At 33.1% G+C, this 25549-nt stretch carries 21 protein-coding genes; 1 reads left to right on the forward strand and 20 read right to left on the reverse strand.

What is annotated here, in order from left to right:
• Positions 1–6: 6 nt before the first annotated feature.
• The 7 genes from mfd to purR all read right to left on the reverse strand — a co-directional run bounded on the left by mfd (position 7) and on the right by purR (position 8542).
• Positions 7–3525 (reverse strand): transcription-repair coupling factor, encoded by a 3519-nt coding sequence (gene mfd, locus HYG84_RS04255; protein ID WP_212380890.1) that lies wholly within the window; start codon positions 3523–3525, stop codon positions 7–9.
• 78 nt (positions 3526–3603) lie between these two features.
• Positions 3604–3984: a hypothetical protein gene (locus HYG84_RS04260; protein WP_212380891.1), complete on the reverse strand. Its 381-nt coding sequence runs from the start codon at positions 3982–3984 to the stop codon at positions 3604–3606.
• 76 nt (positions 3985–4060) lie between these two features.
• Complete coding sequence (pth, locus tag HYG84_RS04265; protein ID WP_212380892.1) at positions 4061–4618, reverse strand: aminoacyl-tRNA hydrolase; 558 nt, start codon at positions 4616–4618, stop codon at positions 4061–4063.
• 92 nt (positions 4619–4710) lie between these two features.
• On the reverse strand, positions 4711–5658 hold the full coding sequence (locus HYG84_RS04270) for a ribose-phosphate diphosphokinase (RefSeq protein ID WP_212380893.1): 948 nt from the start codon (positions 5656–5658) through the stop codon (positions 4711–4713).
• Positions 5659–5694: 36 nt separating this feature from the next.
• Positions 5695–7062 carry a bifunctional UDP-N-acetylglucosamine diphosphorylase/glucosamine-1-phosphate N-acetyltransferase GlmU gene (glmU, locus tag HYG84_RS04275; protein WP_212380894.1) on the reverse strand — a complete coding sequence of 456 codons (1368 nt, stop codon included), beginning with the start codon at positions 7060–7062 and terminating at the stop codon, positions 5695–5697.
• Positions 7063–7251: 189 nt separating this feature from the next.
• Positions 7252–7530 (reverse strand): septation regulator SpoVG, encoded by a 279-nt coding sequence (gene spoVG, locus HYG84_RS04280; protein WP_212380895.1) that lies wholly within the window; start codon positions 7528–7530, stop codon positions 7252–7254.
• A gap of 184 nt (positions 7531–7714) precedes the next feature.
• On the reverse strand, positions 7715–8542 hold the full coding sequence (purR, locus tag HYG84_RS04285) for a pur operon repressor (protein WP_212380896.1): 828 nt from the start codon (positions 8540–8542) through the stop codon (positions 7715–7717).
• A 406-nt stretch (positions 8543–8948) separates the two neighbouring features.
• On the opposite strand from purR, the gene murC reads away from it, so the two are divergent.
• Positions 8949–10346 carry a UDP-N-acetylmuramate--L-alanine ligase gene (gene murC / locus HYG84_RS04290; protein ID WP_212380897.1) on the forward strand — a complete coding sequence of 466 codons (1398 nt, stop codon included), beginning with the start codon at positions 8949–8951 and terminating at the stop codon, positions 10344–10346.
• A gap of 158 nt (positions 10347–10504) precedes the next feature.
• Here murC and HYG84_RS04295 read toward each other — a convergent pair whose 3' ends face one another.
• From HYG84_RS04295 to HYG84_RS04355, 13 genes are all read right to left on the reverse strand, one after another.
• Entirely contained in the window at positions 10505–11482 is a 978-nt protein-coding gene (locus HYG84_RS04295) for an LCP family protein (RefSeq protein ID WP_212380898.1), read from the reverse strand.
• A gap of 239 nt (positions 11483–11721) precedes the next feature.
• Positions 11722–13191, reverse strand: a complete 1470-nt coding sequence (locus tag HYG84_RS04300) for an aminotransferase class I/II-fold pyridoxal phosphate-dependent enzyme (protein ID WP_212380899.1) — start codon at positions 13189–13191, stop codon at positions 11722–11724.
• Between the two features lie 158 nt (positions 13192–13349).
• Positions 13350–14465: a M20/M25/M40 family metallo-hydrolase gene (locus tag HYG84_RS04305; RefSeq protein ID WP_212380900.1), complete on the reverse strand. Its 1116-nt coding sequence runs from the start codon at positions 14463–14465 to the stop codon at positions 13350–13352.
• A gap of 190 nt (positions 14466–14655) precedes the next feature.
• A complete protein-coding gene (locus tag HYG84_RS04310) occupies positions 14656–16206 on the reverse strand; it encodes an AbgT family transporter (RefSeq protein ID WP_212380901.1) in 1551 nt (516 codons plus the stop codon).
• A gap of 431 nt (positions 16207–16637) precedes the next feature.
• The gene (locus tag HYG84_RS04315) at positions 16638–18011 is read right to left on the reverse strand and encodes a hypothetical protein (RefSeq protein ID WP_212380902.1); all 1374 of its coding nucleotides are present in this window, start codon (positions 18009–18011) and stop codon (positions 16638–16640) included.
• An 82-nt stretch (positions 18012–18093) separates the two neighbouring features.
• Positions 18094–18957, reverse strand: coding sequence for a 16S rRNA (adenine(1518)-N(6)/adenine(1519)-N(6))-dimethyltransferase RsmA (gene rsmA, locus HYG84_RS04320; RefSeq protein ID WP_212380903.1), 864 nt, complete (start codon positions 18955–18957; stop codon positions 18094–18096).
• 9 nt (positions 18958–18966) lie between these two features.
• The gene (rnmV, locus tag HYG84_RS04325) at positions 18967–19503 is read right to left on the reverse strand and encodes a ribonuclease M5 (protein WP_212380904.1); all 537 of its coding nucleotides are present in this window, start codon (positions 19501–19503) and stop codon (positions 18967–18969) included.
• A 79-nt stretch (positions 19504–19582) separates the two neighbouring features.
• Complete coding sequence (locus tag HYG84_RS04330) at positions 19583–20617, reverse strand: 3D domain-containing protein (protein WP_212380905.1); 1035 nt, start codon at positions 20615–20617, stop codon at positions 19583–19585.
• Between the two features lie 249 nt (positions 20618–20866).
• Positions 20867–22213, reverse strand: coding sequence for an S-layer homology domain-containing protein (locus tag HYG84_RS04335; protein WP_212380906.1), 1347 nt, complete (start codon positions 22211–22213; stop codon positions 20867–20869).
• A 139-nt stretch (positions 22214–22352) separates the two neighbouring features.
• On the reverse strand, positions 22353–23165 hold the full coding sequence (locus HYG84_RS04340) for a hypothetical protein (protein ID WP_212380907.1): 813 nt from the start codon (positions 23163–23165) through the stop codon (positions 22353–22355).
• Positions 23152–23853, reverse strand: coding sequence for an ABC transporter ATP-binding protein (locus HYG84_RS04345; RefSeq protein WP_212380908.1), 702 nt, complete (start codon positions 23851–23853; stop codon positions 23152–23154). The genes HYG84_RS04340 and HYG84_RS04345 overlap by 14 nt, the downstream gene beginning before the upstream one ends.
• On the reverse strand, positions 23853–24224 hold the full coding sequence (locus HYG84_RS04350; RefSeq protein WP_212380909.1) for a GntR family transcriptional regulator: 372 nt from the start codon (positions 24222–24224) through the stop codon (positions 23853–23855). Before HYG84_RS04350 ends, HYG84_RS04345 begins: the two co-directional genes overlap by 1 nt.
• A gap of 157 nt (positions 24225–24381) precedes the next feature.
• A complete protein-coding gene (locus HYG84_RS04355) occupies positions 24382–25503 on the reverse strand; it encodes an HD-GYP domain-containing protein (protein ID WP_212380910.1) in 1122 nt (373 codons plus the stop codon).
• Positions 25504–25549: the final 46 nt, after the last annotated feature.

Genomic DNA, 25549 nt, shown 5'->3' on the forward strand with positions numbered 1-25549 from the left:
TTATAACTAATTTGTACCAGCTTGAAAACCACTAATTTTTTCTATAATATCCCTTAGCTCTGTTAACATCTTGTATTGATCCATTGTAAGTACTTTATAAATAAAATATGGCTGAGCTGTGGCATTAAAAGTTACTTTCCTATTATATTTGTGGAGTACATTTCCTATGCCCTCTGGTTTTAGCATACTACCGTCTTTAAATTGAATACGAATATCCTTATCTTTCTGGGTAATAGCTAAAATTTTTAAGGATTTTGCCATACCTTTAATATATGAAATTAGGAGAAGATTCCGTATGCTTAAAGGTATATCTCCAAAGCGATCTTCAATTTCCTCTTCTATTTTATACATATCTTCTATATCTCGTATGGATGCAATTTTTTTGTATATTTCTATTTTGTGGCTTTGGTTATTTATATATTTTTCTGAAATATATGCGTTTACATTAAGCTCTATAGTAGTGTCTTCGAACTTTTCGGAATATTCTCCCCTTAGTTCTCCTACTGTTTCCTCTAGAAGCTTAACATACAAGTCATATCCTATTGCAGCCATATGCCCATGTTGTTCTCCACCAAGAAGATTACCTGCACCACGTATTTCAAGATCTCGCATAGCTATTTTAAACCCTGATCCAAACTCAGTAAATTCTTTAATAGCTTTAAGTCGTTTTTCCGCTACTTCAGAAAGTACTTTGTCTTTTTCATACATCAAATAAGCATACCCCTGTCTATAGGATCTACCTACCCTTCCCCGTAGCTGATATAACTGAGAAAGCCCTAACTTGTCTGCATCGTGAATTATTATTGTATTAACATTGGAAATATCGAGTCCCGTTTCTATAATGGTTGTACTTACCAATATGTCGTATTCTCCATTCATATAATCTAGCATTATTTTTTCTAATTCCCTCTCTGACATTTGCCCGTGGCCTACAGCAATTCTACTTTGAGGTACTAGCTGCGCCAGCCTATTGGCTACTTGATGGATGTTTTGTACTCTATTATATACGTAATATACCTGGCCACCTCTAGATAGCTCTCTTGTAATTGCATCTATAACCATAGCCTCACTATATGAAAGTACATAAGTTTGGACAGGGAATCGCTCCTCTGGCGGCTCTTCAATAACACTCATATCTCGTATACCAATCATAGACATATGCAAGGTTCTAGGTATTGGTGTAGCAGTTAATGTTAACACGTCTATAGATTTTTTTAACTGTTTTAAAGCTTCCTTATGCTTTACACCAAAACGCTGCTCTTCGTCTACTATAAGAAGTCCTAAATCCTTAAATTGCACATCCTTAGATAATAGTCTATGGGTTCCAATAAGAATATCTACGTTTCCAGTTCTCACATCCTCTAAAATTTGTTTTTGTGCTGAAGGAGCCTTAAATCGACTAAGCATTTCCACATTTACAGGGAAGCCCGAAAACCTTTGTTTAAATGTATTATAATGCTGCTGTGCTAAAATAGTTGTAGGTACTAAAAATGCTATCTGCTTACTATCTGCTACGGCTTTAAAAGCAGCACGAATAGCTACTTCCGTCTTACCGTAACCCACATCTCCACATAGTAGACGATCCATAGCTCTTTCTCGTTCCATATCTGATTTTACTTCCTCAATACATCTTAGCTGATCTGGAGTTTCTTCGTAGGGAAAGAGGTCTTCAAATTGTTTTTGCCATTCCGTATCCTTGCTAAATGCATACCCCTTTGTCTTTTCTCTTTCTGCATAGAGCTTCAACAAATCTCCTGCCATATCTTCTATAGCCTTTTTAACTTTTGTCTTTGTTTTAGCCCATTCTGTACCACCTAACTTATTTAGCTTTGGTGGTGCGTCATCGCTTCCAATATATTTTTGAATAAGATCCATTTGATCTGTAGGTACATATAAAAATCCTTCACCTGAATAACGAATTTTTAAATAGTCCTTTTTTACTCCCTCTACTTTAAGCTCTTCTATTCCAATATACTTTCCAATACCATGGCCTTCATGTACTACATAGTCCCCTGCATTTAAGTCTATAAATGACTTAATTGGAGAAGCATCTTTTCTCTTGGTTGTTTTTCTCTGCTGTTTGTGGACTCCATAAATTTCATAGTCTGTTATAAGTACATACTTATTTTTTACATACTCGAAGCCTCTACGCAAATTACCCTGTAAAATGATCACCTGGCCTGTAACCAGATCTTCTCTAGGAGTTACAACAAACTCTGCATTTATTCCTCTATCTTTTAAAAGTTCTAGTAGTCTAAGTGCCCTCTCTTTTGTACCAGGGACTAATGCTATTTTATAGCCTTTATACTGCAGTCGTTGTATCTCATTTACTAGGAAGTCAATTTTGCCATGGAAGGATTGCATAGGCCTTGTATCGAAATTAATAATTTCTTTAGGCGGAAAATCCATAATGGCCTTAGGTAATAAACTTAATGCAACTAATTTATATTTCCGTAACTCACCTATTATCTCGTTGTAGGAAAGTAGAAGCTTACCTTGGCTTGGAAGCACTTCTCCTCTTTCCATAAGGACTTTAAAGCTTTCACGAAATTCTTCTATATGTCCCTCAGCCTTTTCCCGCAAACGACTTGGTTCATCTAGCAGAAAAACTGCATCCTCTGGAAAATAGTTTAAAAGAGAAGTTGATTTTTCATATATATATGGTAAAAACTTCTCTATACCTTTGAAACTACCTAGTTCTTTTAATTTTTCTATTGTTTCGTCTATCTTTTCTTTTAGTACTTTCTTAGCTTCTTTATCTAGCTTTTTGTTAATTATTTTATAATCTTCATACAATTTAGCAATTACTTCTTCCGAGTTGAAATCTTCTATAGTTGTTTCCTTTGCCGCATAGATTTTTACAGAATCTACCTTATCCATAGATCTTTGGGTATCTACTTGAAATTTGCGAATAGAATCTATTTTGTCGCCAAATAATTCGATTCTTAAAGGTGCTTCTGCTGAACCTGGGAAAATATCTATAATATCTCCTCTAATACTAAACTGTCCTCTTTCTTCTACTATGTCCATTCTTTCATAACCTTGAATAATAAATGTTTCTATTACCTTTGCTAAGTCAACAGTTTCTCCTACATTAAAGATTATTTGATTTTTAGTATAGGAGTTGGGAGGCGGTAGTCTTAAAAGAAATGCATCTATAGAGGTAACTACAATACAGTCTTCACCCTCTATAATCCTTTCTATTACCCTCATTCTCTCTTCTTGTATTCCCTCGCTTGTAGCCTCCATATTATAGAACATTACATCTTTTGCAGGGAAAAATAAGGCCCTGTCCCCTACGTAAAATTTTAAGTCTTCGTAGATTTGTCTAGCTTCTATTTCGTTATATGTTACTATACAAACTTGTCCCTTTAATTCATCAAGGATTCCATATGCAATGTGTGCTTTTTGTGTTTCATTAAGGCCATATAGTGCAATAGGCTTTTTTACATCTTTAATATTTTTTAAAAGCTGCATGTAATCCATGGAATTCTTCATTGGTGCAAGTAATAGTCCTTTATTCATGCCCATCACCACCTGTATACTTCATGTTATAAAACACCTATAGCCTAGGTCACTAACCCTAGGCTTAATACTTAATATTTATACATATTTTGTTATATACCAGTTCCAAGTACTATGGATTAGCCAAGAGAGAAATATTCCCCAGTAAATAGAGTAGCCTGCTTTTATGGTTAGGTAAGTAACCAATCCAAAGATGCTATGGCTTATTACGCTAGCTAATGCCGCCCACTTGCCTATACTCTTAGATGAATTCACTATGTCGTATATCCCTTCAATAAGTCCAAATATAAAATGTGTACCTATTATACTAGTACCTATAATAATAGAACTAGCTGTTTTTAAAGTTTCCTCTATAAACGGTACTGCCACTACAATAGCTATGTCTCCTAACCCTTTTAATACCCATTTATTACATATATAAGAAAAAAGTGCTGCAATCATTCCTGCAAATATAACCATGGACAAACTCCTTTTTAAATATTTTTAAATATTTTTAAATATAGCTTTTGTCCTTTAGTCTTTGCTTATACCTACTCTATCCATTGTATCTGTTCATTGCTAGTGAAACTCCATCTGTAACTATCATTTCAGATGCTAGTGCGGCTCTTTCTATGGTTTCAATCATTGTTGGGATTTCTTCCTTTGGAAATCTACCTAAAACATAATCTGCTAAATCTCCAAATTGTGGTTTTCCAACACCTATTCTCACCCTAGGAAACTGGTCTGTCTGCAATTGATAAATAATAGATTTCATTCCATTATGACTTCCTGAGCTTCCTTTTTCTCGAATTCTAAGTGAGCCTACTGCCACATCTATATCATCGTAAATTACTATAAGGTTTTTTGGATCGATTTTATAAAACTGTACTATATCTAAAAGGCTTTGTCCACTTAAATTCATAAATGTTTGTGGCTTTACTAGCATTACTTTTTTGCCACCGATATTTCCTTCCCCACATAGGGCTTTATGTTTTAATCTTTTTACTTCTATATTATTTCTTTTTGCCAACAAATCTATAGCTTCGAAGCCTACATTATGTCTTGTGGCATCATATTTTTTGCCTGGGTTTCCTAGTCCAACTATTATATGCATTTTTTCACCTCTTACATTGTAAAATACATGTTCATATATTTTGAATATTAATATTAAAATTATAGACAGCCTAGGGCTGTCTATAACTAAAATTAATCAAATAATTTGCTTACAGAAATGTTTTTGTAAATTCTTTGAATTGCTTCTCCAAATACTGGTGCAACAGATTTAATTTTAATTTTGTCGATTTTCTTTTCATCTGGTAGAGGAATAGTATCTGTAATAATAAGCTCTTTAATTACAGAGTTTTGAATTCTTTCTATGGCTGGTCCTGATAATACAGGATGAGTACAGCAAGCGTATACTTCCTTAGCTCCAAACTCTTTTAGAGCATTTGCTCCCTGTGTGATTGTACCAGCAGTATCAATCATATCATCAATTAAAATTACATTTTTACCTTCTATATCTCCAATAATGTTCATTACTTCTGCTACGTTTGCCTGTGGTCTTCTTTTATCGATAATAGCAATTGGTGCATCTAAGAGGTTTGCAAAGTTTCTAGCTCTTGTTACACTACCTAAATCTGGTGAAACAACAACAAGATCTTTAATTTCTTTTTCTTGGAAGTACTTCGCTAATATTGGCACACCTAAAAGATGGTCTACAGGAATGTCAAAGTATCCTTGGATTTGAGCAGCATGTAAATCCATAGTTAAAATCCTATCTGCTCCTGCTGATGTTAGTATATCCGCTACTAGCTTTGCAGTAATTGGATCTCTAGCCTTCGCCTTACGGTCTTGTCTTGCATAACCATAATAAGGAAGCACAGCCGTTACTCTTCCTGCAGATGCTCTTTTAAATGCATCTATTAAAATTAATAACTCCATTAAGTTATCATTTACTGGTGGATTTGTTGGTTGAACTACAAAAACATCTGTACCTCTTACTGTCTCCTCTATGTTTACAGAAATTTCTCCGTCACTAAAGGTTGATACTGTTGCCTTTCCTAGAGGTAAACCTATTGAATCTGCAATTTTCTGTGCTAATTCTGGATTAGCATTACCAGTAAAGATTTTAACTTCACTTCCACTCATATTCATCTCAAACTTTCCTCCTTAGTTATATACAGGCTTAGCTTATTTTTTAAGTAATCCTTTTCTCTCAACCCAGCCTTCTTTGTTTTCTTGACGTCCTCTTGCTACTGCTAAGGATCCTTTTGGCACTTCTTTAGTAATAGTAGAGCCACATGCCACATAGCCATTTTCCCTCACAATTACTGGCGCAACTAGATTTGCATTGCTACCTACAAATGCATTGTCCTCTACTATGGATCTATGCTTATTTTTGCCATCATAATTAACAAAAACAACACCACATCCAATATTAACATTTTTACCTACATCTGCATCTCCAATATACGCTAAATGAGATGCCTTAGAACCATCCCCAATAGTTGAATTTTTAACTTCTACAAAGTCTCCAATTTTTACATGTTTGCCTATATTACTGTTTGGTCTTAAATAGGCATAGGGACCTATAGTTGTATAATCATCTATCTTGCTCTCGATAATTGTGGAACTTTGTACTTCTACCCCACTACCAATAGTTGTATTTTCTATACGACTATTTTGTCCAATAATACAATCTTCTCCTATTACAGTATTCCCTGTTAATGCTGCCCCAGGATATATAATGGTATCCGCTCCTATAATAACTGTTTTTTCTATATAGGTGTTCTCTGGGTTAATGATAGTTACACCATTAATCATATGCTTTTTAGCTATTCTCTTTCTCATTATAGCTTCTACTTCTGCCAATTGCTCTCGAGAGTTAATTGCCATAATGTCCTCGTATTTATCAGTTTTATAGACTCCTACCTTAAAGCCCATATCACGGATAATTGATAATACATCTGTTAAATAGTACTCTTTCTGAGCATTATCATTTTTAAGCTGTGGCAGAGCTTCTTTTAATAGCTTCCCATCGAAGCAATAAATACCTGAGTTAATCTCCATTATGGACTTTTCTTCTTCTGTAGTATCTTTTTCCTCTACTATCTTCTCTAATTGCCCCTCTACATCCCGAATGATTCTTCCATAGCCCTTAGGGTCTGGTAAATCTGTTGTAAGTACTGTAGCTTTGTAGTCACCATCTCTATGGTAGTCCATAAGAGAATTTAGAGTATCCTCTGTAATTAAAGGTCCATCTCCGTACAGCACTAAAATGGTTCCTTCTTCGATATGATTGTATGCCATCATAACAGCATGACCCGTTCCTAGTTGTTCTTCTTGAAGAACAGTTTTTACTTCTGGTGAAAGACTTTCTTTTACTTTATCCGCTCCATGACCTATAACGGCGATACATTCTTTTGCATTAGAGTTGCCTGCCACATCTATTACATGTCCAAGCATAGTCTGTCCGCAAACTTTGTGAAGTACCTTTGGTAATTTGGACTTCATCCTTGTACCTGCTCCTGCTGCTAAAATAATCGCTTTTAGCTTCATATTTATTTTCACCTCGATATCTATTGAATAAAAACAATTTATATATATTATATCCTTCTATACCCTTTAATAGTTTATTACATTTTCAATAAATAATGAACCCCTTTTTTGTCTTTTCCTGTTTTTTGTTGTATATAGGATTTTTATATAACAAAAAGGAGGCTTATTTGCCTCCCTGCACTTATAGTATTATTGGTTGTCTGTTTCTTCTGAATCACTCATTTTTTCATATTCGGAAAAAATAGCGTCTTGAATTCTATTTCTAGTGATTGAATTTATTGGGTGGGCTATATCTCTAAAATCTCCCTCTCCCATTTTTCGACTAGGCATTGCAATAAATAATCCATTTTGCCCTTCAATGATTTTAATATCATGAACAACAAATTCATCATCAAAGGTTACTGATACTATAGCCTTCATTTTCCCTTCTGCTGTTACTTTACGTATTCTCACATCTGTAACTTGCATATATCCTTCACCCCTTTATGTTTTTGTCAACTTCAACAATCGTACATTTTCCCACTTTTAATATACGGGTTAGAAACTTGACTTATCTAACTTTCTAAATCTATTCTCCATATTTTTTCATTTTCCTTCTTTATATCGGAAATTTTCAGAATTTTTTTTGACTTAATCTATTTTTCTAGAATTATTATATTAAATTAAGAAGACTTTCATTTGGATAAATATTTATTTGTCCATCCTCTTCCTTTACTTCTTCTAAAATAAGCAAAGGTATGTAATCGTTAACAATCTTTTTTTCTGGTTCTTTAGTTGCTATTAGTACTCCAGTACCTACAACCTCAGCATCAAATTCCTTCATCATATCAATCATTCCTTTTGCTGTTCCACCTGCTTTCATAAAATCATCAATAATAATAACCTTAGAACCCGGTTTAATAGCTCGTCTTGAAAGAGACATCCTCTGAATTTTTCCAGAGGAACCAGAAACATAGTTTATACTAACAGTAGATCCTTCTGTTACTTTATTTTCACGTCGCAAAATAATAAGTGGCAAGTTCATTGCTTTAGCTACCATAAGGGCTATAGGTATTCCCTTTGTTTCTACAGTAACTATATAGTCTACGTCCTTATAATCAAATTGACTAGCAAAAACCTCTCCTACACTATGGATTATATGTGGAGAATAAAGTACATCTATCATATATAAAAATCCCCCAGGTAAAATTCTATCCTTATCTTTTAACCTACTGCATATCTCTCCTAAAATCTCTTTATTTTGATGAGCCGTAGTTATAGGAATAAGTTTAACTCCACCAGCAGCACCTGTCATAGTTTCGATCTTTGCCAAATTTGCTTTTTCCATTGCCTGTTTTGTTACTACTATATCTTCACTAATAGTTGACTTTGCTGATTGAAAAAGGTCACTAAAATAACTTAATGTAAATGTTCTATTGGGATTATCACTTAAAATTTTTACTATAGCTGCAATTCGTTCGTTTCTTTTCAATTTTCCCATTATATTTCCTCCTAGTCCGAATGTTATATACTATTATTCATTTTATTATTTTCATATGGTAAATTCAAGAAAAAAATCCCTTCAATAATTACAGAATTTATATTTTCTTATTTAAGTTAAAAAATAGTATATAGTATATTGCTAAATTTAGTACATTCATCCTATTTTTTATGTTATTATACTTAATAGAGTTTTATATTTATTATAACAAAGTCTTTAATAAAAATTCTAAATGCCGACTTTGGTCCATAGCTAACAAATATATATTGATGAGTTTTTTTTACTTTCCTACTGCATTATAGGAAAAAATACATATCTACATACATATACTTACTAATATGAACTAATAGAAAACCACTTATTTGGAAAGAATAACAAATAACCTCATATAAAGGGAGTGACAATTGTGATTGCGTTTGATATAAACCAAAAACTAGATCAGCATATACATTTAATTGGAATTGGTGGCATTAGCATGAGCGCTATAGCTGAAGTCCTGCTAAATCAAGGATATAGAGTTTCCGGCTCTGATATGAATGATTCTAAAATATTAACTAAGTTAAGGAAGCATGGAGCTCAGATTTTCATTGGGCATAATAAGGATAATATACAAAACCCAGATTTAATAGTATATACAGCTGCAGTAAAGGAAGATAATCCAGAACGTATAAAAGCAAAGGAATTAGATATTCCTCAAATTGATAGGGCGGAAATGCTAGGCCATATAATGAAAAACTACAATAAGGCTATTGCTGTAGCTGGAAGTCATGGTAAAACTACAACTACATCTCTAATCTCTCTAATTATGGAATATTCCAACTTGGACCCAACTATACTTGTGGGTGGAGAACTAGATGAAATTGGTGGCAATATTAAAATTGGTGAGAGTCAGCATTTTATTACAGAAGCCTGTGAATATGTTGAAAGTTTTTTAAAATTCTTTCCCTCTATTGGTATCATTTTAAATATTGATGAAGATCATTTAGATTATTTTAAAGATATAGACCATATTAAAGAAGCCTTTAGAAAATTTACCAACTTAATTCCTAAGGAAGGCTTTCTAGTGGCTAATGAAGACGATGAAAATGTAAAAGAAATACTCCCTCATGTTGAATGCAACGTAATTACATATGGCATTAACAACAATAGCAATTTTGTAGCTAAGGATATTTTATTTACTAAGGAAGGTTATCCAATATTTAGAGTAGAGTTTGATGGAAAAAACATTGGTACTTTTGAGCTAAATATTCCAGGAAAGCATAACGTATATAATGCTTTGGCTTCAATTGCTACAGCGTATATACTTGGGGTAGAGCCTTCTAATATAGAAACCCATATTAAAAAGTTTAAGGGAATACATAGGCGTTTTGATATTTTAGGAGAGGTTAAAGGATGCAAAATTGTAGATGATTACGCTCATCATCCTGCTGAAATTAGAGCTACCTTAGAAGCGGCACAAAACTATCCACACCGCAATATATGGTGTGTTTTTCAGCCCCATACCTTTAGCCGTACAAAGGCTCTATTAAATGATTTTGCTTCTTCATTTAAAGATGCTGATCATGTAATAATAACTGATATCTATGCTGCACGGGAAATTGATAATGGTGAGATAAGCAGTGAAGTTTTAGTAAATATGATTAAGGAATTTAACCCTAGTGGAGATATTCGTTATATGAAGAATTTTGAAGAAATATCTAAATATATTTATGAAAATATTGAATCTGATGATTTAGTATTAACTATGGGTGCTGGGGATGTATATCGTATAGGAGAATTTATAATTAATTTTGAGAACCATTAATATTTATGTTTAGGCATAATATGTGAGGGTAATTTATAAATACATAACCCCACTCCCCCTATCCATCCACCCTAAATGGATAGAAAAAGAGTAGAAAATATTTTCTACTCTTTTTTTCATATTATTTAAGCCATGAGAAAGGTTTATTTGCATTCCATCTATTCATTACTGGTTTCTGTTGTACTTTCTCCAGAATAAATTTGAATTAAAAGATCCTTTAATGCCTTTGAATCATGGAAGAAGTAGGATACTCCTCCTTTATATTCGGCCTCTCCTGGAAGTACGCTTATATTTACATTGTCCATTTTAAGCCCTACAGCACTTGTTGCGTATTTCATAGCGTCTTGTAGAGGCATATCTGTTTTTACATGCTTAAAAGCAGTGGTTACCGCATTAGGTAGCTTAGGCCCTAATACCTTTTTCATTGCCGATTTCATAAATTCTTGCTGAGCCTGTATTCTTCCTACATCTCCATTTCTATCTAATGCTCCGCTACCTTGGTTAGGCTTACGGTAACGTAAAAATTCTATGCTCTTTTTACCGTTTAATACGTGATTTCCCGGCTCAAAATAAATGTGAAGAGGCGGGTCATCGTAAGGGTCGTCATATTTCATTACCTTAGGTATATATACTGGTACACCACCTATGGAGTCAACTATAGCCCCTACTCCTTTATAGGTAAGTGTTACATAGTAATCTACCGGCACGTCATGAAGCAAACTACTTATTACGGTTTTTACTCCTTTAGCACCATGGGCACCATAGGCGGCGTTTATTTTTTTCTGATCTGATCTAGGATATCCTTCTCTTACTAAATAAGTATCTCTAGGTATGGAAATTCCATCCAGACTTTTCTTATCAGGGTCAAAGGACATAAACATCATCATATCACTTCTTGGACCTTCTAGTCCTAAAACAATGAAGTTTATCCTTTTACTGTTTTTAGCTAATCTTAGAAGCTCATCCATCTCTCCATTTTCTCCATCTAATTCATCATTTCCGTCGTCAGTAACAACTACAGGTAAATTGTCTGACTCATCTTCCCTCATAAACTTATTAAATGACCAAACAACTCCGCTAAACACCATAACAAAGGAAAGAAATGCAACTATAAATACCTTCCAAAATGTCTTCACATCATTCACTTCCTCATCCTAGTCTTATATCGTATAATAACTGTATTTCATAATTATAAATTCAATATTTTTATATTATAGCAAATTTCGATAAAATAATCCACAAGTAAACTACGAGTTTCCTTTGAAAGCGGAAACCTTAACTCTTTCGTTACATTGTAATAAAAATCCCCGAATGCACAATTTATTACACAAAAATATACCCCATGTTCCAAAGAGGAACAATGGGGTATATTTTTCTATCTTTTACTTCCTAATCCTAAAACCCTTATATATTCAGCATAAGGATCTTCTGTTCCTTGAAGCAGACTTTCTTCTTCCTTTAAAAGCATAATATGCTCGATAATATCCTTTGATATCCTTTCACCCGGAGATACTATAGGTATTCCTGGAGGATAGGCCATAATAGACTCCCCACTAATTTCCCCTTCTGCATCTTCAAACTTTATTGCCTTTTTATTGCTATAAAAAGCATCCCTTGGAGAAACTATTACATCTGGATTTTCTAGAAAACTATTAACTACTTTAATTTCTTCATCTGTTTTATATTTTTCTGCTATATCTACTAAGGCTTCTACTAGTGCGTCTAATTGCTCCTTATGGTCTCCTAAGCTAACTATAGCTAATATATTATAATAATCTGCAAGTTCTACTTGTATGTTGTATTCGTCTATTAATATGTCGTAAACTTCGAAGCCAGTTAGTCCTAACTTTCGTACATTTACTCCTAGTTTACTTTCGTCAAAAGAATGTACTCCCTGTGTCCCTATAAGTTCTGTACCAAAGGCATATAGTCCTTCTATTTTATTTATTCTACTTCTAGCATCCCTAGTCAAATCTAAAACCTTTTGAAGAAGTTTAGTCCCTTCTACAGCTAATTGTTTTCTTGCTACATCTATGCTAGCCATAAGCAAGTAAGAAGCACTAGTTGTTTGCATAAGAGATAGATTTTTCTTAACAATAAAAGGATCTATAATTCCTTCCCTTAGTAAAAGAAGAGAACTTTGAGTTAATGACCCTCCTGTTTTATGGGTGCTAATAGCACTCATATCTGCACCAGCTTCCATAGCGCTCATAGGAAAATTCTCGTGAAAGCTCATATGGGCTCCATGTGCCTCGTCTACTAATACTGCCATAGCATTTCTATGAGCTACTCTTACAATATCTTTTATATTTGATGTGGCCCCGTAATAGGTTGGATTAATTAAAAATACTGCTTTGGCATCTGGATGTCTTCCAATGGTTTCTTCTACACTCTCTACTGTAACACCCATGGCAATACCAAGATCACTGTTGATTTCGGGTTGTATATATATTGGTATAGCTCCACTTAATATTAATCCCGAAACTGCGGATTTGTGCGCATTTCTAGGTAAAATTATTTTATCTCCTGGTTGACATGCACTCATAATCATTGCCTGCACCCCCGAAGTTGTCCCATTTACTAAAAAGAAGGCTTTATCCGATCCATAGGCATAGGCAGCTAGCTCCTCAGCCTCTTTAATTACTCCAATGGGGTTACAAATGTTATCTAAGCATTTCATAGAGTTGACATCTAACTCCATTACTATATTTCCTACATAATCAGTAAACTCCTTTAAACCCCTTCCATGTTTATGTCCAGGTACATCAAAGGGAATTACATTGTTTTTATGATGTTCTTTTAATGCCGTAAATAGTGGTGTTTTGTTTTGATTTAAATAAGACACATTTGCACCCCTTTCAAAAATTATAAAAATACAATAGATTCATTAAACATTATTTTTAATAAACATGCAATAATTTTTTTATATCTACTTAAACAAAAAAGAATACCCTAATATGAATTAGGATACCCTTGTCTTATGTGTATTATCCGATGACCGAATTATTCGCCAAATATTTTAATTAACTCTGATACCATTTTTGAAGTATTTACCAAATCTTTAATATGTAGATGCTCTTCTAATGTATGAACCTTTGTCATGCCTACTCCAAGGTTAACAGCTTTAATTCCATAACCATTTAAAATATTTGTATCACTTCCACCACCTGTAGCTGCTGTATGGCTTTCTATTCCCATTCTGCCGAATACTTCTTGTGCTTTTTTAACTATTTCATCTTCTGGATCTATGTTAAAGGCTGGATACATTCTTTCTACATCCATTTCTACTTTACCACCAAGGTCTTTAGCTGCATTTTCAAATACTTCTACCATATGTGCAGTTTGAGCATTAAGCTTTTCTTCATTTATACTTCTTGCTTCTGCTTTAATAGTAACTTCTGGTGCAACTATATTGGTAGCTATACCACCTGAAATAGTCCCAATATTAGCTGTTGTTTCTTCATCTATTCTTAGAAGTTTCATATTATCAATTGCTCTTGCAGCAATCATAATAGCACTAACTCCTTCTTCTGGAGCAACCCCTGCATGTGCAGGCTTCCCGATAATTTTAGCATTTACCTTGTCTTGTGCAGGGCCTGTTACTATAATTTCTCCAGGGGCTCCACCACTATCTAGTACAAAACCATATTCAGCACTTATTTTGCTAGTATCAAGGTACTTAGCACCAAATAAACCGCCTTCTTCCCAAATACTAAAAACAACTTCAACATCTGAATGTTCTATATTATTTTCTTTTACTAATTTAATTCCTTCTAATATGGCAGCAATTCCAGCTTTATCGTCTCCACCTAAAATTGTAGTACCATCACTATATATTACTCCATCTTTTATAATTGGCTTTATACCTTCTCCAGGTGTAACTGTATCCATATGAGAGCTAAATAGAATAGTAGGACCATTTTTAGTTCCTTTTAGCTTACCAATTACATTACCTGTTTCTCCACCTGCTTTTTCGCCTGCATCATCTATAATTACTTCTAGTCCCATTTCTTCTAGCTTTTTAACAAGTACCTTAGCAACTGCTCCTTCTTTACCAGAGTGGCTATCGATTTGAACTAGCTCTAAAAATTCGTTTACTACACGATCTTGATTAACCATATGTAATTCCTCCTTTAATATTATTTACAGAATATTTATGCTTTATATATTATATCCTTTATTTTATCATAATATCATTTTGGTTTAAACATTAGAATAATTACATCAAAATAATAAAAAAATCAGAATGATAAGAGACTATGTTCAAAGTGACAGCCTTTATCATCCTGAATATCAATGTTTTAAAATATTAATAGAATAGACCTGCTCCTGGTCCTAATGGTAATCCTAATAGGAACCATGCTGCAAAGAATAGTGCCCAGCTTAATAAGAACACCATTGAGAATGGTAGCATTGTAGAAATAAGTGTACCAATTCCTGTATCTTCATCATAGCTTTGAGCAAATGCAATAACTATAGCAAAGTATGACATTAATGGCGAAATAATATTTGTTGTAGAGTCACCAATTCTATATGCAACTTGAGTAAGCTCTGGAGAGTATCCAAGTCTCATAAACATAGGAACAAATATTGGTGCCATAATAGCCCATTTTGCTGAAGCACTTCCAACAAATAGGTTAATAAATGCTGCTACTAAAATAAATCCAAACATTAGTGGTAAACCTGTAAGTCCTACTGCTTTTAGGAATTCTGCTCCGTTAACAGCTAGGATAGTACCTAGGTTTGACCATGTGAAATATGTTACGAATTGTGCAGATACAAAAGCAAGAACGATATATGATCCCATAGAAGACATTGATTTAGCTGCAAAGTTTGCAATATCTTTATCTCCTTTAATAGTTCCAGCTCCAATACCATATGCTACCCCTGGAATTAAGAACATTAAAGCAATAATTGGAACGATACCACCCATAAATGCTGACTCTTTTATAATAGATCCTGTTTCAGGATTTCTTAAAATACCATTTGCAGGTGCTACTAAAGCTGCAATAACTGCTATAAAAGCAATTAATCCAATTAATGCAAATTTTAATCCTCTAGATTCTTCTGCACTTACTCTATCAACATCAATAGTCTTTGATGATTTTCCTTTATATTCGCCAAGTCTTGGCTCAACAATTTTTTCTGTAACTAATGTACCTACTATAGTAATAAGAACAGTAGATGCAGCTAAGAAATACCAGTTAGCAGCAATATCAACCGTGTAGCTAGGGTCTATCATTTGTGCTGCCGGCTGAGTTAATCCTGATAATAAAGCATCAGTTGAACCGAAAATTAAGTTAGCACTAAATCCACCAGATACCCCTGCAAATGCTGCTGCAAGACCTGCTAATGGATGACGCCCATAACTCGCAAATATTACTGCACCTAATGGTACTAATACAACGTATCCTGCATCTGATGCAACGTTAGACATAATACCTGCAAATACAACTACAGCTGTAATTAATCTTGCTGGTGTACTTAAAACTAATTTTCTAAGCATAGCACCTATAAGTCCACTACCTTCTGCAACCCCTACACCAAGCATTGCGACTAGTACTGTTCCTAGTGGTGCAAAGCTTGTAAAGTTAGTTACTGCACTTGTAAATATTTTTCTTATTCCGTCAGGTGTTAATAAGCTTACTGCATGTACAGTTTCTTTAACAAGCTCTCCATCTACAAATTTTTCAAAATTTACATGAACTCCTGCCTTTGCAGCTAGTGCTGAAACAATAACAACAACTACAGCAAAAATAGCAAATAAGCTAACTGGATGAGGTAGTTTATTACCTACATACTCGATTCCATCTAAAAATTTATTAAATAGTCCTTTTTTCTTTTTTTCCTGTTTAACCATCCTAACTCCTCCTTCTCTCATAATTGTCATCCTATAAGTCCAAAATATACACCCTAAAGTGAAGGGTAAGAAAATGCATAATTGAGTATACCATATTATTAGAAGAAAATCTATAATTGTTCGTAAGTTGGAATAAATTGTTGTATTTGTAATATTTAAAATACTGAGGTTTGTATATTATTTTAAATCTATTGAACAATATTTTCGAAATTAAGCATTACATAATTACATGGCATAAAGCCTTTTAAAGACAAATATATTATTACTAGGGAAGTACTATGTTTATAAGGGGTGAAACAATGCGTTTTTTAGTATTCAAAAAAAGACATGTTTATATTTGTGCGGCAGTAATCGCTCTATTAATTATTAGTGGAATTGTATTATGGATAAAATAGACAAAAATAAAACCCCGAGATGGGGTTTTATAATTTTTAATTTTCAATTACCTTTCCGTTTTTAGGATCGATGAGTAATATCCAATAGCCGTGAGAATTAATATCCTGTGGCCCAGGATCACAGGGATGCCAATAAGTAAAACCTGTAGCTCCTTCATAGGGTTGTTCTGAAGATAGTCTTCTGCCTGGTATACCATAAGCATAATATTTAGCTACACTGTTTTCTTCATATAGTATGCCAAATATATGATGTTGATGCAAATAAATGGTTTGCATCATTTTAGAAGCATAATAATTTATAGGTCCCCTCACACTATCTACATATAAAATAAATGGCATATATGATCTATATATTGTTTGGTGATTATAAGGAATTTGCCACCAAATGTAGCCCTCCAGATTGTTAACAAACGGATTAACCTTTGGGAAATCCTTTAGTGCATTTTCAATATAGCCTTGCATTTGAACTCCGTAAGATTCCTCACTGTTTATTTCGTCTTCCAATAGAGTATTACCCTCTTCTTCAACGAATATATTGTTTTGTTCTACCACTTCTTCCTCAATTTCTTTCAAAACCCTTCTTTCAATCTGTTCTTCAGCAAACATATCGTTTTGTTCTATTACTTTTTCTTCAGTTTCTTCTGAACTTTCTCTTTCAATCTCTTCTTCAACAAATATATCGTTTTGTTCTACTACTTTTTCTTCAGTTTCTTTTAAAATTTCCCCTTCAATCTGTTCTTCAACAGATTGACTTTTATTTTCAACCTCATCTTTAATTGATTGGGTTTCTTCGATTTGATCTTCTATATTTTCGTCTATTATTTCTTTTATGTCATCTTTAATAGGTATGTATTCTTTATCAGTTTCAATATGTTCATGGAGTTTTTCAGGAATAGCTGGCTCTTCTTGAGGTTTAGGAGATGCTATTTTTGAGTCTATCTCTTTCTCTTTTTTTGATGGGATGTATAAGTGTTTTTCTAATGCATATCTCCAAGCTGTTGGTTTTTCTTTATCTATATAACCTACTAAGGGTATAAATAAGTTTCCTTTATCATCCTTATTTTGTACTGCTAATATTAAAACATTAAAGTTGTCTATCTCTTCCATAGATCCCCTTACGTTCTCTGCATTAAACTCCCAAACTACTTCTCCCTTTCCTTTCTCATCTACTTCCATAGGACCCACTTCTACTATAGCAGGTTCTCCTTCTTTCTTCGTATTAATTAAATACCATCGATATCTGTCGCCGTTATTCCCGGTCTTTAAGTTTTGACAATAAATAGCTAAAGTACCTTCATCATTTTTAACTTCTATCTTTGCATAACCCTTTGGTCCTTCATTTTTAACAGTACCAGAGCTCTTATCTTCTACCTCTAGCATAACGAAATATCGTCTATATCGTCTTTTCACCTTATTTACCTCCCTCTTCTATAGAATACTTTTAGGTCTCTATAATTAATATATGTATAGAAGGGTAAATAATTTACAATTATTATAATATTTTTGCCAAGTTGTTAGCTAACAGACCGTATTCTTCAATAGTCAAGGTTTCTCCTCTACGATTTTCATCTATTCCACTTGAGAATAATACGTCTTTTAGTAAATCTTTATTTAGCTTGAGATTCCCTGTGCTTAAAGCATTTAATAAAGTTTTTCTTCTTTTTCCAAAAGCATCCTTTACTAATGCAAAAAACAAGTCTTCATTTTCAACATGGACCTTAGGCCTCTCTAGTATATCTAGTTTGATAACGGTAGACTCTACCTTGGGTTGAGGAATAAATACTGATGGAGGTACCTTTAACAATATTTTAGGATTACAGTAATATTGCACCGCAATAGATAAAGCTCCATAATCCTTTGTACCTGGTTTTGCCTGCATACGATCTGCAACTTCTTTCTGGATCATTATGGTTAGAGACTGAACAGGAACCCTTTCCTCTAAAAACTTCATAATAATAGGTGTAGTTACATAGTATGGCAAATTAGCAATTACTTTAACCCTGTTCCCTTTAAATTTTTCATTAATCAATTTATGTAAATCAAGCTTTAAAACATCTTCATTTATTACTTCCACATTAGAATAATCTTTTAATGTATCATTTAAAATAGGAATTAGAGTTTTATCAATTTCGATAGCAACTACTGACTTAGATTTTTCTGCTATATTTTGAGTAAGACTGCCTATTCCTGGCCCAACTTCAATAACATAATCATCTTTTGAAATATTAGAACCATCTACAATATTATCCAATATGTTTTGATCTATTAAAAAGTTTTGTCCTAGGCTTTTAGAAAATTTAAATCCATATTTTTGCACTATTTCCTTGGTTTTCTTTGGTGATGATATTCTATCCATATTTTACCCCTACTCTTCTAATTTTTTTATCGCTTCTGTAAACTCTTCACGGGTAACACCATAGTTATTAAGTCTGCTTAAGAATTGCTTAGCGTTTCCATATCCAATTCCTAGTATTTTCCCTAATTCGTCCCTACGATATGCAGCACCATCAAAACCAATTAAGCCATTAAACAATAAGTCATTTTGAGTAAATTCATTAGTCTTCTCTATAGATTCACTTCTAGCTTTTTTTAAAGCTAACATAATATTTTCTGGTGTGGCATTTTCAATTCCAATATCTCCATTTTTTAAGGCTTGCTCCTTAGGCAGGAAAGCATGTTTACATCCAGGTACTTTAGAAGATATAATACCTCTTATTTTTTCACCTGCGAAATCGGGATCTGTAAAAATAATTACTCCTCTTCTTTTAGCCGCTGTCTTTATCCGATCTATAACATGGCTTTGTAGTGCAAATCCTCCTGTTGTAATAATTTCTGCATCTGTAGCTCTCTTAATAGCTGCTACGTCATCTTTTCCTTCTACAACAATTATTTCTCTTATCATGACATTCTCCTTTATTTGAATATATTATATTATTATACATGAAATTTGCATAATAAAACAGGTCAGAGAATCCTCTGACCTATTCTAGTACATATACTTTTACTTTTCTTCTACCAAATCTTTTTACTTCTTGGGGGGTTTCGAAGAAAAGATCAACTTTGTTTCCTTTTATAGCACCACCAGTATCTTCTGCACTAGCAAGGCCATAATGAGAGGTTCCATCAGTGGATTCTATATACAGCTTTGTACCTAAAGGAATAACTTTAGGATCTACAGCTACTACTCCTGGTCTCACCTTAGTACCGCTTGCGGTTAGACCATAATATTTATCGCCAGGATTTTTTCCTGTACTACTGTATCCAGCATGATAAGCAGTAGCTGTCATAGTTAACATTTCACTATATTTCCTTGTATCTCCCCTGGAGGTTGCTAATAAGGTCGCTGTTCCTTTTTCAATAATTTCATTAACAGCACCTTCAACTACATTTTCCTCAACAATTTTCTTAGCAACTTCTACTCCATTTTCATAAAGAACTTCAAGCTTTACTTCTCGTAATCCTTTTTTACCTTCTTGAACTTTTTGAGTTTTTCCTTTCTCTAGGTCCTTATTGTTTTTAAAGACTGTTTGAAAAGGTAACTCTTGAGTTTCAACTACTACCTCTCGGGTAACTCTGGTTATTGTAACCACATCTCCCTCTCGAATAGGCTCCTCTAGCATTGGTTCGATTCTATCTTCTTCCTGAAGTTGTATATTAAGTGAGTCAATTAAGTCTTCTACGTTATTTTCTGCGGTAAGTACATTCTTTTCAACTGTTCCATCAATAAGCTTTATTTCAAAAGCTCTATGAATAACTATCTTTGTTCCATCCTTTATTTTTTCATTTAAATTTGGAATAACTTTATCCCCTTTTTCAATTACAATGTTTTGTTTACGCAGAACATCTTCCACTGTACTCGCTAGAGTTGAAACCTGAATTTCCTGTCCATCATGTGCAATCACAATTGTATTTTGAAGCCCGAAAAAGGCTACCCCCAATAACAATAGTGATACTACGACAGCTACAATAAGAGTTTTTTTACTAAAAATCTTATTGCTGCTCAGGTGACTTTGCATAAAACTTCCTCCTGTTCATTTTTAAATTAAGGATGAAACATTTACTCATTTTATTCTATGTTTTTGTTTTTGTCAACATTATCTGCTACATGCTTGTAATGTCAGTAATCAATGGACACTTAGATTATTTCCACAATACTAATTTAATATTCTTATTGCTTTATTCTTCATTATATGAATAAAAATCAAAAATTACATATTAAAAATGAAAAAGCAGATTAACCTGCTTTTTGCTTTAATTATGAAATTTTAACTTATTTCTGGAAAAACAACATTTTCTCCAAACCCATAATATTTGTATTGCCCATCTATATTAACCTTTGTTTCAACTTCCATAAAGTTTATATTAATCAGCTGCTTAACTATAAGCTTACTATAATGTTTATTCTCCCTATGGATGTAATATTCTTGCATCATTTTAATATCTGTGTTTTTCAATACCTGTTCTGCTGTCGATCTTACTATAGCTTTGAAGGTTTCTTCCTCCATGCCCTCTGGAAATCCTTGTGTTTTCCTAGTTTCCTCCCACATTTCACCTTCAAACATATATTTAAATGTTTCATCCATTGCTTTATTGTACATTTCCATAAAAGCCCTTGAGTCTAAATCAACCTTAATAACATAATATTTTTCTCCATCAATTTCTACATCATGACCATATCTCGCGTACATTCCAACTGCTTCTAATTGTTCCTTAGAAAACTGTGGTAAACCTTCCTGTGTATTTCTAATTCCTGTTATAGAACCTACCTGCATAATCATAGTATTTAAGTCCACTTTTATCCACCCTTGGTTTTGTCCTATGTGAATATACATAACTCTATCCTTCATGTATACTTCAGATACTTCTTCTATTAGTTGTCCTTCTATATTTGTGGTATTTTTAGAGATTGTATATACCGTCCCTGGTGCTTCAAAGATTCCGTCTTGTTCTATTTTGGTAACAGTCAATTCCTCTTCTCCAGTAGGCAATTTAACATTTTGTGTCATACCTATTGACCCTTTAAACTTGTATGTATCATAGCCTTTTAACTTATTATCAGCCAACTCAAGAATTTGTGCCGCTGTTAGCCCTTCTCTTACAAAGGCTTCTTTAAACTTATTTAGCATTTCCACAATCTCTGGCTTAGTAACTACTTTTTGTGGCTCGAATTTTCCTTGACTATCATCTATCAGTCCATATTTAACAGCATAAGTAACATATGGTCTTGCCCAGTCTGAAATTTTATTAGCATCTAAAAAGTTGATTTCTGCTTTACTAGCTTCATCCTGATTAATATTAAGTACACCTAGTGCTCTAACCAGCATAACTACTGCCTGCTCCTTAGTAACAAATTCTTCTGCATTAAATTTTCCTCTATCCCCAGATATAATTTTTTTATTGAAGGCAGCTGCTAAATAGGGTATATCCTCCTTTTTTGTTATATCCTTAAAAGGTGGCTCCGAGCCCTGGTCTATTTCTACATTCATTAATTTAATAAGCTCTTTTACAAAATTAACTCTAGTCATTTTCTGTGGTTGCTGCGCATTGACAAAACCAGATAGCATTAGTATTAAAATTAATGCTACTAAAGTAATTTCTTTTACTTTTTTCATAAATACCCTCCTTCTTTTATAATCCATAGGAAAGTATATTTCTATTTATATTTATATATGCACTTTCTGTAGAATGGGTTTTAATAAAAACATCTTGAATTTAAAAAGCAGCCTCTTTAAAAGAAGCTGCCGAAAGTCTTTAAAGCTCAACTTTTCGATCGTATATAGCTGTAGTTGCTAAAAATAATAGTACAGATGCTCCTATGAGTAAAATTGAAATAATCGAAAAGTCAACGCCTGATAAGCCAACGCCTGGTGTAAGTTGCCAAGTAACATTGGCACCATCAATCATCATTCCTTTTTGCACATACGGATTGAATCTAGGTGTGTTTACTAATTCAAGTAATTTAGCTATTATCGTACTCGTTCCATAATTTATAGCTATAAATGCGACAAAGGTAATTAATCCTGAAAACTTCTTAAATAATTTTCCTATAACTGCACTTAAAAATGCTATAATAATCGCTAACCCAAAGCCTAATAAAAGAAGAATACCTACTTTACCCATCTCCCATACTATTTCAGGAGTGGTACTAATATCTTTTATGGCTACCCAAATATGTTGAAACTGTGAATGCATAAATACAAAAGTGCCGGTAAATATTAGCGCAATAGCTCCAAGTAGGAAAAACTGTGTTAATAGGGCTAATAGCTTGGAAAGGAAAATAACGTTACCTGTAGTAGGTAGAGACATCATAAAATAGACCGTATTTTCCTTCCATTCACTTCTAATAAAGCTAAAGGCTCTAAAAAACGTGGATAGAGGTACAAAACCTAATATCAACACACTGAAAACTAAGGATACCTCTATAGGCCAGGATGTTTTAGCTTTATAATATAGAAATAGATTTCCTACTAAAATAAAACCCATAATCAATAAAGTTTCAAATTTTGTCGCCGCTAAATCCTTTTTATAAAGTGTAGCTAGCTTTTTTCCATTAGAAATTTTCATTGCGATAGACCTCCTTCATTAATTCTACTAGGGACAAACCATTTTCATTTCTTAGCTTCTCTGCTTCACCTTGAAGAATCACTCTTCCACTTCCAATAAACACTGCATCGTCTACTAAGCTTTCAATTTCTTGAATTTCATGAGTAGAAATAATAATTGTCTGCTCACCAACCCTATAGTCCCTAATAATAGTTTCGATAATCTTATCACGAGTTAATATATCGATCCCTGATAGGGGTTCATCTAATAGTACAACCTCTGCATTTCTTGAGAAGCAAAGCAATAGTTTAACCTTTGCTCGCATTCCTTTAGATATTTTCTTTATAACCATATCAGGCTCTAGCTTTAAAAATTCAATTAGTTCTTTGTATTTTGCCTCATCCCAATCTCCGTAAAACCCACTCATAAAATTTGCTGCGTCTCTAATAGTCATCCAAGGGTATATATAATCAATCTCTGGTAAATAAGATACTATTTCCCTAGTCTCTTTAGATGGTTTTCTTCCAAATATAAGTATCTCTCCACTATCAGGCTTATTTAAAGATGCAATCATTTTTAAAGTCGTAGACTTCCCGGAACCATTAGGTCCAAAAAGTCCAATAATTTTCCCTTTAGAATAATTTACTGATATATTATCCAAGGCTTTAGTGTTACCAAACTGTTTAGATACTCCTTTAAACTCAATCATTATTTCTCCTCCTTTAATCTTTTTTGCCATTTGCTAACTAAATCTAGTAACTTTTCATCCTTATATCCTAAGGACTCTATTTCATGAAAAAAGCTCCGCATGATATTTTCTGCCATTTCTTCCTTAATTTCATCTAACATATCTGGTCTATTACAAATAAAAGTTCCTTGGCCCCTTATGGTTTCTACTAAATTCATACTTTCCATCTCCCTATATGCTCTCTGTACTGTATTCGGATTAACCTTTAATTGTTGTGCAAACTCTCTTTGAGAAAGAATTTTATCACCTATATTAAGTTCTCCTCTAATTAACTGTTTTTTAATATAATCTATGATCTGTAAATAAATTGGCTTAGAATTATCGAATTCCATTTATTTCACCTCGCTATATCGAAATAGTGCACTAGCATCCTAGTACACTATTATTATATGTCTATTTTATAATTTTTGTCAACATATTTACTTGTACTTTCTTAGAGAATAAAAAAAGATCAGTTAAATTTCTGATCTTTTTAAAAATATTTTTTATTTAACAAAACTCTACTACATCAAGATATTCATATTGATTATGACCTAAATCTAAAATCTGTTCTTCATTTTTCAATTTAATAATAGGACGAAATAAGTTCTGTTTTGGAATAAAAACTATTTCTCCCTTATCGCCATTGTTAAGTATTACTCCTTGACCTATATAATTTGAAGCCACTCGACGCAGAAATAAATATAAAATATTAGCATCTAATTTATCCATATATTCTGTTTCTAATATTCTAATAGCTTCAAATGGAGTCTTCTTATCACGATAAGGTCTGTCAGAAATTAATGCATTGTACACATCAGCTATAGCAACTATTCTGGCGAATAATGGAATCTTATTGTCCTTAAGTCCTAGGGGATATCCACTACCATCCATTCTTTCATGATGAAGTAATACAGCCTTTTTAACCCTATCGCTAATAAATTCATATCCTTTAATTATTTCATGACTAAAAATAGAATGCTTTTTTAGCTCTAAGAATTCATCATTAGTAAGTTTTCCTTCTTTATTCAACAATTTATCATCAACTTGAATTTTACCAATATCAATTAGCATGCCGCTTAAAACTAATTCCTGTAAATCGTTTTCATTTAAATCTAACCATTGCCCAATGGAGTAGCTTACAAGTGCAACATTGTGACAGTGAGAGTAGGTAATATCGTCTAAATGCTTTACACTTTGCATTAGTTGGAAAACATTTATATTCCCTTTAAAAAGCTTTAGTGTATCACTGATTCCTTTTTCAATTTCCTGTTGTTCTATCTTTTGTCCTTTAACAAATTTATTGAAGGACTCCTTCAATACCATTTTATTATCATTAAACTCATTGATAGATTTAGTAAGCATTTGACTATTTATATCACTTGTCGAAATTTGAACTTTCTCTTTTGTCTGGAGCCTCTCTTTTTTAACCTGTTCAGTTTCTTCCCTTATAATGCTTACAAATAAGACGTTATGTTGATTAAGTGATCTTTTAATTTTAAATGCCTCGTTAATTTTAAATCCTTCTGCCAATAAAATTTCCCCATTTGAACCTAAGATATCTTTGGCTATAACCATCCCATTTTCAATATCCTTAACAAATATTTGACTGTATCCACTTTTTTTATTCATCCTGATACCCCCGAATATCTTTATGTAGTTTTAAGACTAGCAATTA

The sequence above is a fragment of the Alkaliphilus sp. B6464 genome, from assembly GCF_018141165.1.
Taxonomy (GTDB): domain Bacteria; phylum Bacillota; class Clostridia; order Peptostreptococcales; family Natronincolaceae; genus Alkaliphilus_B.